Source organism: Amycolatopsis sp. NPDC005003, assembly GCF_053600695.1.
In genome coordinates this window covers 18,506-34,958 of record NZ_JBSGAI010000043.1, presented here as the reverse complement: position 1 = coordinate 34,958, position 16,453 = coordinate 18,506, and the positions used below count along the sequence as shown (strand labels likewise).

The window sequence follows — 16,453 nt, the reverse complement described above, 5'->3', positions numbered from 1 at the left end:
AGGTTCGCGGTTGACTGGACTACGTCGAACAGATGTTCGACGTGGAACCGCCGCCTTCCCCGCGGCGAACCAGTGTCGTCGGTCGTGTTTTTGGGAGAGGCCCGGCCGCCGGCTCTAGTCCGTGGTGGGGAGGTGCGTGCGGTGACCGCTGTCGTGACGTCCGTGGCGGAGCCGCCGGTGGCCCGGCTGGCGGCCCTGCCCGGGGTCAGCACGGCGAGCCGGGTGGCGGCCCGGGCCGAGCGGGCCAGGGCGACGGGAAGGGTGCTCCCGGTCGTCCCGGCGCTGGCCGGGCTGCTGCCCGACACCGGGCTCCGGCGCGGGAGCACGGTGGCGGTCCACGGCGGGACATCGCTGCTGCTCGCCCTCCTCGCCGCGGCGACGAGGGCGGGTTCCTGGGCGGCGGTGGTCGGCATGCCGTCGCTGGGCATCGCGGCGGCGGCCGAGTACGGCGTCGAGGTCACCAGGCTGGCCCTGGTGCCGAGCCCGGGGCCGGAGCAGCCGGCGGTGATCGCGGCGTTGCTCGACGGCGTGGACCTGGTGGCGGTCCAGCCTTCGGTGGCGCTCCAGCCTTCCGTGGCGCGGCGGCTGTCGGCCCGAGCCCGCCACCGCGGGGCGGTGCTGTTGTCGGCCGGGGCTTGGCCAGGGGCCGATGTGGAGCTTTCCTGCCGCCGTTCCCCTTGGTCGGGCCCGTCTTCGGGGTACGGCCACCTCCAGTCCCGCCGGGTACAGGTCCGAGCCCACGGCCGCGGCTCGGCGGCCCGCCCTGTCACGGCCGACCTCCGCCTCCCGTCGGCGGACGGAGCGGTCACCACAGCGCTCCCGGCACCCTCGCTCCGCGAGGCAACCGCATGACCCCACCCACCCACACCCCCCACCCAGGCCCCACCCCCGCGAGTCCCGCCCCCAATCACGCGAGTCCCGCCCCCAATCACGCGAGTTTCGTCCCCGATCACGCGAGTTCCGCCTCCAGTCACGCGAGTCCCGTCCCCGACCACGCGAGTTACCTCTCCAGTCACGGGTGTGGCCCCTCCAGTCACGCAGGCCAACCGTCTGGGTGGGCGGGCCGACTGTTCGGGTACGCCAGTCGACCGCTCAAGTCCGCGGGCCGGCGGTCCCGGCACGCGAGCCGACCCGACGAGCACGTGGGTCAGCCGCCCGGGCGCCGGAGCCGACTGTCCGGGTACGCCAGCCGACCGTCCGGGTACGCCAGCCGACCGTCCGGGTGCGCCAGCCGACCGTCCGGGTGCGCGGGCCGATCGCGCGGGCGCACCGGCGCGCTCTCCGGGAGCGGGAGCCCACACCGACACCTCCGTCCCCGTCGGGGCGGCGGCCGGGTTCGGGAGGCCACATGACCGTCCCCTCCCCGCGCGCCACCCCCGATGCGCCCGCGCGCATGCTGGTCCTGTGGTGCCCCGACTGGCCCGCCGTCGCCGCCGCGGCCGTGGGTGGGGTTGCCGCCGATCTGCCCGTTGCCGTCTTCACCTCCAACCGGGTTGTTGCCTGCAACGCCGTGGCCCGGCGGAACGGGGTGCGGCGGGGGATGCGTCGGCGGGATGCTCAATCGAACTGCCCGGAACTCGCCGTCTTCCTCGCCGACGACGGGCGGGACGCGCGGCTGTTCGAAGCCGTCGCGCGGGCCGTTGAAGGGCTCGTCGTCGGGGTCGAGGTCGTGCGGCCCGGGCTGGTCGCCGTTCCCGTCGACGGCGCCGCCCGCTACTTCGGCGGGGAACACGCGCTCGTCGAACGGCTTCTCGACGAGGTCGCCGCCGCGGCCGGGGTCGAGTGTCAGGTCGGCGTTGCCGACGGGCTCTTCGCCGCGACACTCGCCGCGCGGTGCGGGGAATTGGTCGCGCCCGGGCGGGCCGCCGAATTCCTCGCCACGCTTCCCGTCACCGAACTCGACCAGCCCGGCGCCGAGCGCGCGGAGCTCGTCGACCTGCTGCGCCGGCTCGGGCTGAAGACGCTCGGCGCGTTCGCCGCCCTGCCCGAACGGGACGTCGGCAACCGCTTCGGGACGGCCGGGCTGCTCGCCCACCGGCTGGCGCGGGGCCGTTCCGAACGGCCGCCGCTGCGTCGGCGGCCGCCGCCCGAACTCACCCTGGCCGAGGAGTTCGACCCCGTCATCGAGCGGGTCGACGTCGCGGCGTTCGTCGCCAAGGGGCTGGCGACGCGGTTCTGCGCCGGCCTCGCCCGGCACGGCCTCGCTTGCACGCGGCTCGGCATCTACGCCGTCACCGAAGAAGGTGAACACCTCGGCCGGGCGTGGCGGTGCGCCGAACCGCTGACGCCCGCCGGCGTCGCCGATCGCGTGCGCTGGCAGTTCGAGGGCTGGCTGCGCGCCGCACCGGGGGAGCGCCCGACGTCCGGCGTCGTGCGGCTGCGGCTGGAACCCGAGGAGGTCGTCGAAGGCCGGTCGCTGCAGCTCGACCTGTGGCGCAGCGGCGGCTCCGACGAAGCCGACGAGCGCGCGGCCCGCGCGTTCGTGCGGGTCCAGGGCCTGCTCGGACCCGAGGGCGTGCTCACCCCGGTGCTCGACGGCGGCCGCGACCCCGCGGGCCGGGTGCGGTTGGTGCCCTGGGGCAACCCCCGCGAGCGCACGACGCCGCCGGACGCGACCTGGCCGGGACGCCTGCCGTCCCCCTCGCCGGCGACGGTCCTCACCCGGCCGGTCCCGGCGCAGGTCTTCGACGACGACGGCCGGGCGGTCGGCCTCACGGTTCGCGACCAGGTCACGGCGCCCCCGCGACGCCTCACCATCGCGGGCGGCGCGGGCCGGGAGGTCGTGGGCTGGGCGGGCCCGTGGCCCCTGACGGCCGACCGCCGACGGCCGGGGCCGCGAACGGCGCGGCTGCAGCTGGTGCTGGCCGGCGAGGGGGACGAGCCGCCCGAAGCGGTGCTGGTGCACTGCGCAGGCACGGAAAATCCACTGTGGACGGTCGAGGGAGTGTACGACTGAGCATGGACGAGGACTACGCACGAAAGCTGCGCAACTGGCTGCGAGCCGAGCCCGGGGCCGCCCACGGTGGGGCATCGGAGGAGCGCGAGTGGCTGCGCGAGATTCCCGAGCCCGCAACGGAGGAGCAAGCGGACACCCCGGACAGGTGGACGGTCCGAGGCGAACTGCCGCAGACCCCGGCCGACGAAGCCTGGGTCTGCCCGGTGATCGTGCTCCCGATCCCACGCCCGTCTCGCGAGAACGGCTGCCGCATGAGCGGGGCCGAGGTCCGCGTGCGTTGGGACCGCCCGGCGAACGCGGCTCGCGGCCGCGCCGAGGCTCCGGCCGCGAGCCCCATGACGGAGGCCGAGGCTCCCGGCCGCTGGGGCCATCCCGCCACTGCCGACCACCGGGCCGAGGCTCGGGATCCCGGCCCGATGACCGATGCCGAGGTTCGTAGCCGCTGGAGCCATCCCGCCAATGCAGACCGCCGGGCCGAGGTGCCGGATGCCGCCCCGATGACCGAAGCCGAAGCCCGATCCCGGTGGAACCATCCCACCAACTGGCACCGCCGCCGCGCCGCCGAAGACCGCCGCGCTGCCGAAGATCGCCGCCGTGCCGAAGAGCGCCGCGATCAGCCCGGGGGTCACTGAATGGGCTGGAACAACCCGCCCGTCCGCTGGAAGGACCTCGCCCGGACCCTCGCCGGCGGGCTGCCACCCGGCGATCACGGTGACAGCCCCGCTTGGGGCCGCCGCCGCGAGGGCTACCGGCGGCCCGGCGACCTCCCCGCCCGGCGCAACGACGATGGCGCCGAGGCCGTCCGCGTCCCCTACGCCGAACTGCACTGCCACTCCAACTTCAGCTTCCTCGACGGCGCCAGCCACCCCGAAGAACTCGTCGAGGAGGCCGCGCGGCTGCAGCTCGACGCCATCGCCCTCACCGATCACGACGGCATGTACGGCGTCGTCCGCTTTGCCGAAGCCGCCCGGGAGCTCGGCGTCGACACCGTCTTCGGCACCGAACTCAGCTTCGGCCTGCAGAGCCCGCAGAACGGCGTTCCCGACCCCGAAGGCGAGCACCTCCTGCTGCTCGCCCGCGGCGACCAGGGCTACCGGGCCCTCTGCCGCGCCATCACCGCCGGCCAGATCCACCACCAGGCCGAAAAAGGGCGGCCGAGCTACGACCTCGGCGCGGTCGCCGAAGAGGTCGCCGGGCAGTGCGTGGTGCTGACGGGCTGCCGCAAAGGCGCGGTGCGCTCGGCCCTCGTCGCGCGCGGCCCGGCGGCCGCCGCGGAGCAGCTCGAAATCCTCGTCGACCGCTTCGGGCGCGACAACGTCTACGTCGAGCTCACCGATCACCGCCAGCCCTTGGACAGCACCCACAACGACCTCCTGACGCAGCTCGCGAGCGACCTCAAGCTGCCCACTGTCGCCACCACCGCCGCCCACTACGCGCGCCCTGAACGCGCTCCGCTCGCCGACGCGCTCGCCGCGATCCGGGCCCGGCGGGGAATCGACGAACTCGAGGGCTGGCTGCCCGCCGCCGGGACGGCCTTCCTGCGCAGCGGTGCCGAAATGGACGTCCTGTTCCGGCGCTACCCGGGCGCCGTCCGCCGCTCCGCCCTGCTCGGCATGGAATGCGCGTTCCCGCTGAAGCTGATCGCCCCCGAACTGCCGCCCTTCGACGTCCCCGACGGCCACACCGAAACCACGTACCTCCGGGAACTCACGAAGAAGGGCGCCGAGGAGCGCTTCAAAGGCAAGGCCCACGAAGAAACGGCGAAACAGCAGATCGAGCACGAGCTCGCCATCATCGAAGAGCTCGGCTTCCCCGGCTACTTCCTCATCGTCTGGGACATCGTCCGGTTCTGCAACGACAACAACATCCTCTGCCAGGGCCGCGGGTCGGCCGCGAACTCGGCCGTCTGCTACGCGCTCGGCATCACCAAGGTCGACTCCGTCGCCTACGAACTCCTCTTCGAACGCTTCCTCGCCCCGGACCGCGACGGCTACCCGGACATCGACCTCGACATCGAGTCCGACCGCCGCGAGGAGGCCATCCAGTACGTCTTCCGGAAACACGGCCGGCTGCGGACCGCCCAGGTCGCGAACGTGATCACCTACCGCGCCCGGTCCGCCGTCCGCGACGCCGCCCGCGCACTGGGCTACTCACCGGGCCAGCAGGACGCCTGGAGCAAGCAGATCGACCGCTGGGGCGCCCTGCAGAACACCGAAAAGGACCACGACCACGACATCCCGGACGAGGTCCTGCAGCTCGCCTTCGCGCTCGAGGACTTCCCGCGGCACCTCGGCATCCACTCCGGCGGGATGGTCATGTGCGCCGAGCCGGTGAGCCAGGTCGTCCCGGTCGAGTGGGCGCGGATGGCCGACCGCAGCGTGATCCAGTGGGAGAAGGAGGACTGCGCCGCCGCCGGGCTGGTCAAGTTCGACCTGCTCGGCCTCGGCATGCTGTCCGCGCTGCACTACATGATCGACCTCGTCGACGAGTACAAGGGCGAGAAGGTCGACCTCGCCGAACTCGACCTCACCGACGAAAAGATCTACGACATGCTGTGCCGCGCCGACGCGATCGGCGTCTTCCAGGTCGAGAGCCGCGCCCAGCTGGCGACGCTGCCGCGGCTGCAGCCCCGCGAGTTCTACGACCTCGCCGTCGAGGTCGCGCTGATCCGGCCCGGCCCGATCCAAGGCGGCTCGGTGCACCCGTACATCCGCCGCAAGCAGGGCCGCGAGGAGTGGTCCTACGACCATCCGCTGCTGGAGAAGGCGCTGCACAAGACCAAGGGCGTGCCGCTGTTCCAGGAGCAGATGATGCAGATCGCGCTGGACGTCGCGAACTTCACCGCGGCGGAGGCCGATCAGCTGCGGCACGCGATGGGGTCGAAGCGGTCGGACCGGAAGATGGACCGGCTGCGGCAGCGGTTCCTGGCGGGCGCGGCCGCGAACGGCGTCGACGACGAACTCGCGCAGAAGATCTTCCTGAAGCTCAAGGCGTTCGCCAACTTCGGCTTCCCGGAAAGCCACGCGCTGAGCTTCGCGCACCTGGTCTTTTCCAGTGCCTACTTCAAGTTCTACCACCCGGACGCGTTCCTCGCGGGCCTGCTGCGCGCCCAGCCGATGGGGTTCTACTCGCCGCAGTCGCTGGTCGCCGACGCGCGGCGCCACGGCGTCGCCGTGCACGGCCCGGACATCAACCGCAGCCTGCCGCACGCCACCCTGGAGGCCGGCGCCGGGAAGTTCCACGACGTGCGCACCGGGCTGAGCACCGTGCGCAAGATCGGGGAGGACCTCGCCAAGCGGATCGTGGCCGAGCGCGCGGAAAACGGCGACTACCGCGACATGGCCGACGTCGCCCGCCGCGTGCGGCTGACCACGCCGCAGATCGAGGCGCTGGCCACGGCCGGCGCGTTCGGCGGCTTCGGCGGGGATCGCCGCCAGGCGCTGTGGACCGCGGGCGCGGTCGCCGGGGAACGCCCGGAGCGGCTGCCCGGCCTGGTCGGCGCGCCGGCCCCGGTGCTGCCCGGGATGGACGGGCTCGACGTCGCGGCGGCGGACGTCTGGGCCACCGGGGTGTCGCCGGACAGCTACCCGACCGAGTTCATCCGCGACCGCCTCGACGAGCTCGGCGTCGTCCCGGCGAGCGGCCTGGCGGACCTCGAAGACGGCGCGCGCGTGCTGATCGGCGGCGCGGTCACGCACCGGCAGCGCCCCGCGACCGCGGGCGGCGTCACCTTCCTCAACATCGAAGACGAAACGGGGATGGTCAACGTGATCTGCACGCTCGGCCTCTGGCAGCGCTACCACCGCGTCGCGCGCAGCAGCCCGGCGTTGCTGATCCGCGGGGTGGTGGAGAAGGCCGACGGGGTGGTCAGTGTCCTCGCCCACCGCGTCGAGCCGCTGCCGATGCGCATCAAAGCGAAGTCGCGCGACTTCAGGTGAGGGGACGCCGGACGATCGTGACGATCTCCGGGCTGGTGTCCGTCACCGGCGAGCGGTCCCAGTGGCCGTACTGCTCGTCGACGACCAGCCCGGCTTCCTCGATGAACAGCGAAAGCGCGGGCACGTCGAGGAAGCGCAACGTGCTTTCGCTGAACTTCGGCGCGGCCCAATCCGGGCTCTCGTAGGTGGTTTTGAAGCTGACCAAGCCGTTCTCGAACGGCCCGGCGTCGTTCCACGAGCGGACGGTTCCGGCCTCCCAGACGTTCGACGGCGTCCAGCGCTCCCAGGCGCGGGCCGCCGGGTTGCGCGTCTCGAAGCCGAACCGGCCGCCGGGCTTCAAGGCCCGCCGGACCGCGGCGAACGCCGTGCGCAGTTCGTCGTCGGTCAGCAGCACCTGGAACGCGTGCCCGGTCATCACCGCGAAGTCGAACTCCGCGTCCCAGGACGCGGTCGACAAATCGCCCTGCACCCATTCGATGTCGGTGCGGCGGCGGGCCTGGAGGAGCATTCCCCCGGCGGGGTCGAGCCCGACGAGCCGTCCGGTGTGGCCGGACTCGCGCGCCCAGTGCAGCAGGGAACCGGTGCCGCAGCCGACGTCCAGCACCGATCCGGCGGCCATGATCATCGGCAGGTAGAACAGGTAGTCGCCGCCACTCTCCCGCGGGTTCATCGCGTCGTACAGCGAGGCGAGGCCGGCGTCGGTGTAGTGCTCGTCGGGCATGGGGTCACCGTAGTGATCACAGCGGTCAGGAATCGACCTATTTTCGCCTTAGGTTCGGGGCAGCCAACCCGAGGAGGAAACATGGTCAACCCCGTTCCCGACGGCTACACGACGGTCACCCCGTGGATCATCGGCCGCGACACCGCCGGCCTGCTCGACTTCCTGAAGGCCGCCTTCGACGCCGAAGAACTCGGGCGGGTCGTCGGCGAGGACGGGAAGATCGGGCACGCCGAGGCGCGCATCGGCGACGCCGTGGTGATGGCGTTCGACTCGCCGGACGGCTGGGCCGACACCCCCGCCTTCCTGCGGCTTTACGTGCCGGACAGCGAAGAAACCCAGCGGCGCGCGACCGAAGCGGGCGCGACCGAGGTGACCCGCCAGACGGTCCTGTTCTTCGGCGACCGGGTCGGCCGCGTGCGCGATCCCTTCGGCAACCTGTGGTGGATCCACACCCACCTGGAAGATCTGGACGAAGCCGAACTGGCGCGGCGGGCGCAGCTGCCCGAGTACATCGCGGCGATGGAGTACGTGCAGGGCATGAGGCCCTGACCGCGGTGTGGCACCCTGGGCCCGTGCTGGAGACCGGGGAGGACTACCGCGAAGCGGTGTTGTCCGGGCAGTGGTGGGAAAAGCGGCGGTTCACCGGGTGCGACTTCACCGGCGCGGACCTGAGCGGGCTGCGGACGCGCGGCTGCACGTTCGACGACTGCGTGTTCACCCGGGCCGACCTGTCGCGCTCCCGGCACGACGCGTCGGCGTTCCGTTCGTGCACCTTCGACCGGACGGTGCTCGCCGAAAGCCGCTGGACGGCGTGCTCGCTGCTGGGCACGTCGTTCACCGACAGCGGGTTCGGCGGGATCGCGCTCACCGAATGCGATCTCTCCCTCGCGTCGCTGGCGAAGGCGCGGCTGCGCAAGCTCGGGCTGTCCGGCCTGCGGCTGCGGGAGGCCAACCTGATGGAAGCCGACCTCACCGGCGCCGACCTGCGCGGCAGCGACCTGACCGGCGCCCGGCTGCAGGGCGCGAAGCTCGACGGCGCCGACCTGCGCGGCGCGCGGCTCGACGCGAACGCCCTGGTCCAGGCCGACCTGCGGGGCGCGGAGGTCGACGTCGAAACGGCGATCGCCTTCGCCGCCGCGCACGGGCTCGTCATCCGCTGAACCGGCGAAGGCCCCCGGCAGCACGCTGCCGGGGGCCTTCGAAACGGGACTCAGTCGATCGGGGGTTCGCCCGGGTCGAGCTCGATCAGGTCGCCCTCGGCCAGCAGCTCTTCGATCGACGCCGGCAGCAGGTACGCCGAACCGCCACCCGGCTGGTTGAACCACGGGATCGCGACGCCGGCGAGCGTCTCCAGCGGCCGCTGCACCCGGTAGACGTGGTACGGGCGGTTGACCCACTCCGGCACCAGCGACCGCTCGGCGAACGGCGTGCCCGCCGCGTACGTCAGGTTGCCGTTCGGGCCGCCGAAGCGGTCCAGCTCGCTGCCCGCCGGCAGCTCACGCAGCTCCTTGCCGCGGAACAGCGTCAGCGGCGGCTCGCCGGCGAGCGGGCCGATCGGCCACTGCTGCTGGCCACCGCCCCCGCCGCCGTTGACGGGCGGGCGGGCCGGTTCGTCCCGGCGCGGCGGCGCAGGCGGGGCCGCCGGAGCGGGCGGCGGCACCGGCGGGACACCCGGCGGCACCGGGGCCAGGACGGTCGGTGCCGACGGCGGTTCGCGCCGGGGCGGGGCCGGCGGCGCCGGCGGCGGGCCGGCCTGCTGCGCCATCGGCGGCGGCCCGGCCGGGACCGGCGCGGGCTGGCGCGGCGGGGCCGGCGGCTCGTCGTCCTCGAGGTCGCCGAAGAGCTCGTCGGCGCTGGTGAACGCCGTCTGCTCCTGCGGCGGCACCGGCGGCTCGGGCTTGCGGACCGGGTACGAACCGGTCGCGACCTCGGGCGAAAGCGTCGCGACGACCCGCTTCGGCGCCGGTTCCGGCTCGGGCTCGGGTTCCGGCTCGGGCTCCGGCGCGGGCGGCTCCGCCGGGGGCAGGTGGCCCTCCGGGTTGAGCAGCAGCTTGCCGAGCATGAACGCGGCCGCGTCTTCGGCGTCGCCGAACACCGCGGGGTTGCTGAGCTTGCCGTCGTACCAGCCGACGCGCCAGCCGTCCTCGACCTCTTCGACGCTCCACCCGTGCTCGGCGGGTTCGCCCAGCTTGTAGCCGCTTTCCGGGACGTCGAGCTCGTCGAGCTTGGCCTGGAGGCCAGCGAGCACCGGGTGGTCCGGGGTCTCGCGCCGCAGCGCCCGGCGGCCCGGCCGCGGGGCCGCGGGCGGCTCGGCCTGCGCCGCGGGCTGGGGGGCCGGCGGTTCCGGCACCGGCGGCACCCCGGGCACCTCGGGGTGGGTGATCATGGTCGGCGGACCGGGGTCGAACGCGGCCGGCTCACGTCGGGGTGGCTGGAACGGGGGCTCGTCGTCCGGCTGGCCCTGGGCCTGGAAGGCGTGCTCCTCCTCGCGCCGCGGCGGCTGGAAGGCCGCGTGCGACGGCTCGTCGTCGTGGCGCGGCGGCTGGCCCGGGGCCTGGAGGGCGTGTGCCGGCTCGTCGTCGTGGTCTTCGGGTTGGCCCGGCTCGAAGGCCGGGTGCGCCGGTTCGTCCGGCTGACCCGGCTGGAAGGCGTGCTCGTCCTCGGGGCCCGTCGGCTGGAAGGCGTCCGCGTGGCCGGTGTCGAAGGCGTGTCCCGCCTCGTCGTCCGGCCCGGCCGGACCGGTGTCGAACACCGCGTGCGACGGCTCCTCTTCGCGGTGACCCGCCGGTTCGTGCTCGGCGGCCGGGCCGGGCTGGAACGCGGCGTGCTGGTCTTCGCGGTGCGGGAAGGGTTCGCCGTCGCGCGGCTGCTGCTCCTGCCCGATCGGCTGGTCGGGGACGTACTCCGCGGTCTCCTCGAGGTCGGGCACCCGGCCCGGCTCCGGCGACGTGCCGTTCGTCCCCGGGGCGTGCTCGGGGTGCTCGTACCCCTCCTCGCCGTACTGGTGGTCCTCTTCGGCGAAGCGGTCGTCGAACTCCTGCTCGTCGTAGCTCTCTTCGGCGTATTCGTGCTCTTCGGCCGGAGCCTCCGGTTCGGCCGGGGCGTGCACCGAGAGCGGCGCCTCCACCGGCGCGGGCGGCTCCTGCGGCAGCGGTGGCGCGACCGGCGGGGGTGCGACCGGCGGCGGACCCGCGGGCGCCTGCTGCTGCGGCGGCGGGCCCTGGGGTGGCGGAGGCGGCCCCTGGGGCGGCGGCCCGGCCGGGCGCTGCTGCGGCGGCGGCTGGTTGCCCCGGGTGAGGTACGCGGCGGCGGCCTGCAGCGTCGGCTCGTCCACCGGCGGCAGCGTGAAGCCGACCGAGCGAACATGCGCGACCAGGTCCGGTTCGGGCGAAACGCCGTACTTGTGAAGGTAGAAGTTGACGGCGGCGGGCCAGATCCACTGGCCGTCGCTGTGGAAGGCGACCGGGACGGTCGCTTCCGGCGTCGCGGCCAGCCGGTCGATGTCGTAGCCGCGCTCGGGCACCACCAGCGGGGCGTGCTCCAGGTACTCCAGCAGCCGGTCCTGCTCCTCGACCTCGAGGTCGGGCCGGTTGATCACCGGGCGGCCCGCCGGGCCGACGGTGTCGAAGATCCGGGCGATCCGGAAGTGCGGCCCCGGCTGCTCCGGGCCGAGCCCGGACATCCGCCGGATCAGCCACTCGGGCACGTTCTCCTCGGTGCGCGGGAACATCCGCAGCTCGTCGGAGTAGGCCTGCGGGGGCGGCGCGAGGTTCCAGACCGGTTCGTCGCGGTTGTACTCGAGGTTGTAACTGGACGGGTGGTCGAGCTGGTAGCGCGCGTTGAACCACGTTCCGCGGCCGTCGCGGTACATGCCGCCGCGGAGCCTGCCGAAGAGCGTGGCGATGTCGTGGGTGGCGAGCCACTCGTGCACCGTTCCGTCCTCGGTGACGATCTCGCCGGTCAGCTCGTGGTACCTGCCGACCGCTCGGTACTCCGCGGTGACCTTGCGCCAGTCGCGCGGGGCGGCACGGAGCAGGGCAAGTCCGATCTGCTTGACCAGGGTGTCCTGCTCGGTCGCGTTCAGCTGCGTCGTCGGTTGTGCCACGGGGACATTTTGACTGCTCGCGCGCGCGAGTGCACCCCGCATGTGGGTTTTGCCGCCCGGCCACCCGGTGGCACCGGGTCTGACCTCGGGTGATGCGACGTGCGGTAGGTCACAGCTTGATCGCGGGCACCGTCGCGATTGGACCGTGTGGGGTAGCGATCAGTCTACGGGCTGCGACCAGCCGCGCCTGGAAGCGACGCGCGGGGGTCGCTTTGCCAGAATGGGGCACGTGACGGCGAAGATTCTCGACGGCAAGGCCACCAAGAACGCCATTTTCGCGGAGCTCGAGCCCCGCGTCGCGGCCCTCGCCGCGAAGGGGGTGACGCCCGGCCTCGGCACCGTCCTGGTCGGCGACGACCCGGGCTCGCACTCGTACGTGCGGATGAAGCACGCCGACAGCGCCAAGATCGGGATCAACTCGATCCGCCGCGACCTGCCGGCCGACATCAGCCAGGAGAAGCTCGAAGCCGTCATCGACGAGCTGAACGCCGACCCGGCCTGCCACGGCTACCTGGTCCAGCTGCCGCTGCCGAAGCACCTGAACCCGTACCCGGTGCTCGAGCGGATCGACCCGGAGAAGGACGCCGACGGCCTCGCGCCGATCAGCCTCGGCCGGCTCGCGCTGGGCGAACCCGGCTCGCTGCCGTGCACGCCGTACGGGATCATCGAGCTGCTCAAGCGCCACGGCGTCGAGCTGGACGGCGCGCGCGTCACCGTGGTCGGCCGCGGCATCACCGTCGGCCGCACCCTGGGCCTGCTGCTGACCCGCCGCAGCGAGAACGCCACCGTGACGCTCTGCCACACCGGCACCCGCGACCTCGCCGCCGAGGTCCGCCGCGCCGACGTCGTGATCGCCGCGGCCGGCGTGCCGGGGATCATCACGCCGGACATGGTGGCGCCGGGCGCCGCGGTGCTCGACGTCGGCGTGTCCCATGTGGACGGCAAGCTCACCGGCGACGTCCACCCCGGCGTCGCCGAGGTCGCCGGCTGGATTTCGCCGAACCCGGGCGGGGTCGGCCCGATGACCCGGGCGATGCTCGTCAGCAACGTCGTCGAAGCGGCGGAACGCTCGGTACAGGGCCGATGACGATGACCGAGGACCGGCGGGAGGTGTCCGGTCACCGGCCGTCCCGGTTCACCCAGGTGCCGTTCGCGGTGGTCCTGCTGGTGGTGGCCGTCGCGGCGCTGCGGATCTTCCAGTACCACTGGCGGGAGGGTGCGGCGCTGATCGGCGCCGCGCTCCTGCTCGCCGCGGTCCTGCGGGCGGTGCTGCCGACGGCCAGGGCGGGCCTGCTGGCCATCCGCGGCAAGCTCGTGGACGTGGTGACGTTCACGAGCCTGGCCGCGGCGGTGCTGTACGTCGCCCTGACGATCATCGGCGGCCCGCTCGGGTCCGCTTAGGACGCCAAAAGCGGCACTTTCCCAGGGAAAGTGCCGCTTTTGGCAGGTGCGGTCAGGAAGCCAGGGCGAGTTCCCGGCGTTCGGCCTTCGCCTCGCGACGGTCCAAAGTGCCCGACACGACGGCCAGCGTGAGGCCGAACACCGCGAGCAGGGCGCCGACCCAGTTCGGGGCGACCAGGCCGAGGCCGCCGGCGATCACCAGCCCGCCGAGGTAGGCCCCGATCGAGTTGGCGATGTTGAACGCGGACTGGACGGCGGCCGACACCAGGGACGGCGTGCCGCCCGCCTTCTCCATGATCCGCGCCTGCATCATCGGGCCGATCATGAACCCGGCGACGCCGACGAAGAAGATCGTGATCGCCGCGCCGATCTTGCCCTGCGCCGTGATGGTGAAGATGCCCAGCACCGACGCCAGCGCCAGCAGCGCGATGTAGAGGCTCGGCATCAGCGCGCGGTCGGCGAGCCGGCCGCCCAGCAGGTTGCCGATCGTCATGCCGACCCCGGCCAGCGACAGCAGCAGGGTGACGTTCGACGGCGAGTAGCCGGCGACGTCGGTCAGCATCGGCGTGATGTACGACAGGCAGGCGAACACGCCGCCCAGCCCGAACGTGACGATCGCCAGCGCCAGGTGCACCTGCGGGCGCTTGAACGCGCCGAGCTCGTTCCGCAGCGACGCGTCGGCCGAGGGCTTGCCCTGGTGCGGGACGAGCTTGGCGATGGCCGCGATGGCGACCAGCCCGATCACGGCGACGACGCCGAAGGTGGCGCGCCAGCCGACCTGCTGGCCGAGCAGGGTGCCCAGCGGCACGCCGATGACGTTCGCCAGGGTCAGGCCGAGGAACATCAGCGACACGGCCTTGGCGCGGTCGCCCTGGCCGACGAGGCTGGAGGCGACGACGGCCCCGGCGCCGAAGAACGCGCCGTGGGGCAGGCCGGCCAGGAACCGGAACGCGACGCCGAACTCCTGGTTCGGCGACAGCGCGAAGAGGGCGTTGCCCAGCGTGAACAGGCCCATCATGGCCAGCAGCATGGTCTTGCGCGGCAGCCGGACGGCGACCGCGGTGAGCAGGGGGGCGCCGACGACGACGCCGAGGGCGTAAGCGGAGATGAGGTGGCCGGCGGTCGGGATGTCGACGCCGAAGTCGGCGGCCGCCTGGGGCAGCACGCCCATCATGACGAACTCGGTGGTCCCGATGCCGAAAGCTCCGATGGCGAGCGCGAGCAGCGCGACGGGCACGGCACTCCTTCCAGGGTGGGTAAACGATTACCGAGCCGATCTCTGGATCGGTTCAGTAAGGGGGCAGAAATAAAGGCAGCCAATCGGCCCCAGCGCCGTGAGCTGCCTACGCCCAGTCCAACAAGCGAGGGGGGCGGTTGTCATCCCGATATCGGGTGACGATCCACACCGTAACGCGGCGATCAGCGCGGAGCGGCCAGGACGCCGTCCAGTAGGCCCGGGAACAGGGCGTCAAGATCGTTGCGGCGCAACGAGTTGAACCGCGTGGTGCCTTCCTGGCGGCCGGCCACGACGCCGGCCTGGCGCAGGATGCTCAGGTGGTGGGTGATTGTGGACTTCGTCACCGGCACGGTCAGCCCGCTGCACGAGATCTCCTGATCGGTCCCCGCGAGCTGCCGGACGATGGCCAGCCGCACCGGGTCGGCGAGGGCGCGGAGCACGCCTTCGACGGTGATCTCGTCCCGTGCCGGGTAGTAGAGCGGCGGCAGGGTCCCGTGCTTGGCCATGCGCTCATTGTACGACGTCGGTCGAAATTCGGTGGCGAGTCGTAGTACGGTGACTGTCGAACTACGACGTTCGTCGAACTTATCCCTGCTTCGCTTGGGGGCCCAGCCCATGTCCGCACCTGCTCCGTCGAGGATCTCGGTCCTCGCCTTCGGCGCCTTCGGCGTCGGGACCAGCGGTTACATCGTCGCCGGGCTGCTGCCCGCGCTGACCGGCGAGCTGCACGTCTCGGCCACGGCCGCGGCGCAGCTCGTGACCGCTTTCGCCATCGCGTACGCGGTCGGCTCGCCGCTGTTCGCCGCCGCCACCGGCACCTGGGAACGTCGCACGCTGCTGGTCGCCGCGCTCGCCGTCACCGGCGCCGGCAACCTGTTCGCCGCGCTCGCGCCCGGCTACGGCTCCCTGCTCGTCGCCCGGGTGGTGACCGCGATCGGCGCCGCGGTGTTCACGCCGGCGGCCAGCGCCGTGGCCGCCGAGCTCACTGTTCCCGAGCGCCGGGGCCGCGCCGTCGCGCTGGTGTTCGGCGGCCTGACCGTGGCGCTCATCTTCGGCGTCCCGCTCGGCAGTCTCATTTCCCAGCACCTCGGCTACCGGACGGCGTTCGCGCTGGTCGCCGCGTTCTCGCTGGCGAGCGCGCTGGCCGTGCGGCTCGCGCTGCCCGCGGTCGCCGCGCCGCCGCGGGTGGGCCTGGCCGAGCGGTTCGCCGCCGGGCGCGACCCGCGGGTGCTCGTCATGCTGGCCACGACGGTGCTCGCCTGCCTGGCCGCGTTCATGGTCTACACGTTCGTCTCGCCGCTGCTGGCCGCGACCGCGGGCCTGCACGGCACGACTGTGACGGTGCTGCTCTTCTGCTACGGCGTCGGCGGCGCGATCGGCAACTTCGCGGGTGGCCGGGCGGTCGACCGCTGGGGCTCCCGGACGCCGCTGCTGGTGGTCACCGTGGCCATCACCGCGGTGATGGCACTGCTGCCGCTGACGACGGTGACGCCGGTCGCGGCCGGGATCTCGCTGTTCGTCTGGGGGCTGGCGACCTGGTCGTTCAACCCGCCGGTGCAGCACCGCCTGATCGAGCTGTCGCCGGGCCACGCCGGACTGGTGCTCTCGCTCAACGCGTCGGCGATCTACCTCGGCGTCGGCCTGTCCGGCGTGGTCGGCGGAGCGGTGCTCGCTTCGGGCGGCCCGCTGCTGCTGCCCGAGGTCGCGGCCGCGCTGACCCTCGTGGCCCTGCTGCTGGTGGGCGCGGCGTGGGGGCGGGTCCGCGAGCCTCGGGAACAGGTCGCCGCTTAGTCGGCGTGCGCCTGGACCTCGCAGTCGGGCCCGGGGTAGACGAGCCCTTCGTGCCCGTCGGCGAACCGCACCAGATAGGGCGGGGCGCCGTCGGGGCCACGGACTTCGAGGATCTCGCCGCGCTGCTCGGCCGAGCCGACCGTCCGGCCGTGCACCTGGATTTCGTCTCCTACTCCTGCGTGCATGGGCTTCACCTCCGTGTCCAGGGTAGGAGCGGAAACTCGTCCCGTGGACCCCGCGAACGGGTTAGACTCCGGGGCATGATCAGCGACTTCGGAGGCGCCGCGCCTCGGCGCCGGTGAGC

14 protein-coding genes are annotated in these 16,453 nt (G+C 73.0%); 9 read left to right on the top strand and 5 right to left on the bottom strand.

All coding sequences use genetic code 11. The features are described from left to right. The first annotated feature begins 153 nt into the window (after positions 1-153). From ACWED2_RS37470 to ACWED2_RS37455, 4 genes are all read left to right on the top strand, one after another. Entirely contained in the window at positions 154-852 is a 699-nt protein-coding gene (locus tag ACWED2_RS37470; protein ID WP_449695303.1) for a hypothetical protein, read from the top strand. A 496-nt stretch (positions 853-1,348) separates the two neighbouring features. Then, positions 1,349-2,956 carry a DNA polymerase Y family protein gene (locus ACWED2_RS37465; protein WP_449695258.1) on the top strand — a complete coding sequence of 536 codons (1,608 nt, stop codon included), beginning with the start codon at positions 1,349-1,351 and terminating at the stop codon, positions 2,954-2,956. 2 nt (positions 2,957-2,958) lie between these two features. Further along, a complete protein-coding gene (locus ACWED2_RS37460) occupies positions 2,959-3,588 on the top strand; it encodes a hypothetical protein (RefSeq protein WP_449695257.1) in 630 nt (209 codons plus the stop codon). Then, positions 3,589-6,894, top strand: a complete 3,306-nt coding sequence (locus ACWED2_RS37455) for an error-prone DNA polymerase (protein ID WP_449695256.1) — start codon at positions 3,589-3,591, stop codon at positions 6,892-6,894. It begins immediately after the preceding gene. Here the strand turns inward: ACWED2_RS37455 and ACWED2_RS37450 are convergent. Beyond that, positions 6,887-7,615 (bottom strand): class I SAM-dependent methyltransferase, encoded by a 729-nt coding sequence (locus ACWED2_RS37450; protein ID WP_449695255.1) that lies wholly within the window; start codon positions 7,613-7,615, stop codon positions 6,887-6,889. The two genes, ACWED2_RS37455 and ACWED2_RS37450, sit on opposite strands and share 8 nt — an antisense overlap. An 81-nt stretch (positions 7,616-7,696) precedes the next feature. Between ACWED2_RS37450 and ACWED2_RS37445 the strand changes: the two genes are divergently transcribed. Both ACWED2_RS37445 and ACWED2_RS37440 read left to right on the top strand, forming a co-directional pair. Beyond that, positions 7,697-8,164, top strand: a complete 468-nt coding sequence (locus ACWED2_RS37445) for a VOC family protein (RefSeq protein ID WP_449695254.1) — start codon at positions 7,697-7,699, stop codon at positions 8,162-8,164. A gap of 23 nt (positions 8,165-8,187) precedes the next feature. Continuing rightward, a complete protein-coding gene (locus tag ACWED2_RS37440) occupies positions 8,188-8,775 on the top strand; it encodes a pentapeptide repeat-containing protein (protein ID WP_449665334.1) in 588 nt (195 codons plus the stop codon). A 50-nt stretch (positions 8,776-8,825) separates the two neighbouring features. On the opposite strand, the gene ACWED2_RS37435 is transcribed toward ACWED2_RS37440, so the two are convergent. Next, positions 8,826-11,762, bottom strand: coding sequence for a glycohydrolase toxin TNT-related protein (locus ACWED2_RS37435; protein ID WP_449695253.1), 2,937 nt, complete (start codon positions 11,760-11,762; stop codon positions 8,826-8,828). Between the two features lie 187 nt (positions 11,763-11,949). Between ACWED2_RS37435 and ACWED2_RS37430 the strand changes: the two genes are divergently transcribed. Further along, on the top strand, positions 11,950-12,807 hold the full coding sequence (locus ACWED2_RS37430) for a bifunctional methylenetetrahydrofolate dehydrogenase/methenyltetrahydrofolate cyclohydrolase (RefSeq protein ID WP_449695252.1): 858 nt from the start codon (positions 11,950-11,952) through the stop codon (positions 12,805-12,807). Beyond that, complete coding sequence (locus ACWED2_RS37425) at positions 12,804-13,121, top strand: DUF3017 domain-containing protein (RefSeq protein ID WP_449695251.1); 318 nt, start codon at positions 12,804-12,806, stop codon at positions 13,119-13,121. The genes ACWED2_RS37430 and ACWED2_RS37425 overlap by 4 nt, the downstream gene beginning before the upstream one ends. Before the next feature lie 52 nt (positions 13,122-13,173). Here the strand turns inward: ACWED2_RS37425 and ACWED2_RS37420 are convergent, their stop codons facing one another. Beyond that, positions 13,174-14,358: an MFS transporter gene (locus tag ACWED2_RS37420; RefSeq protein ID WP_449695250.1), complete on the bottom strand. Its 1,185-nt coding sequence runs from the start codon at positions 14,356-14,358 to the stop codon at positions 13,174-13,176. Positions 14,359-14,540: 182 nt separating this feature from the next. Further along, complete coding sequence (locus tag ACWED2_RS37415) at positions 14,541-14,864, bottom strand: ArsR/SmtB family transcription factor (protein ID WP_449695249.1); 324 nt, start codon at positions 14,862-14,864, stop codon at positions 14,541-14,543. Positions 14,865-14,973: 109 nt separating this feature from the next. Between ACWED2_RS37415 and ACWED2_RS37410 the strand changes: the two genes are divergently transcribed. Continuing rightward, positions 14,974-16,149, top strand: coding sequence for an MFS transporter (locus ACWED2_RS37410; protein WP_449695248.1), 1,176 nt, complete (start codon positions 14,974-14,976; stop codon positions 16,147-16,149). On the opposite strand, the gene ACWED2_RS37405 is transcribed toward ACWED2_RS37410, so the two are convergent. Then, the gene (locus ACWED2_RS37405) at positions 16,146-16,334 is read right to left on the bottom strand and encodes a DUF1918 domain-containing protein (RefSeq protein ID WP_034285998.1); all 189 of its coding nucleotides are present in this window, start codon (positions 16,332-16,334) and stop codon (positions 16,146-16,148) included. The genes ACWED2_RS37410 and ACWED2_RS37405 overlap by 4 nt on opposite strands. Positions 16,335-16,453: the final 119 nt, after the last annotated feature.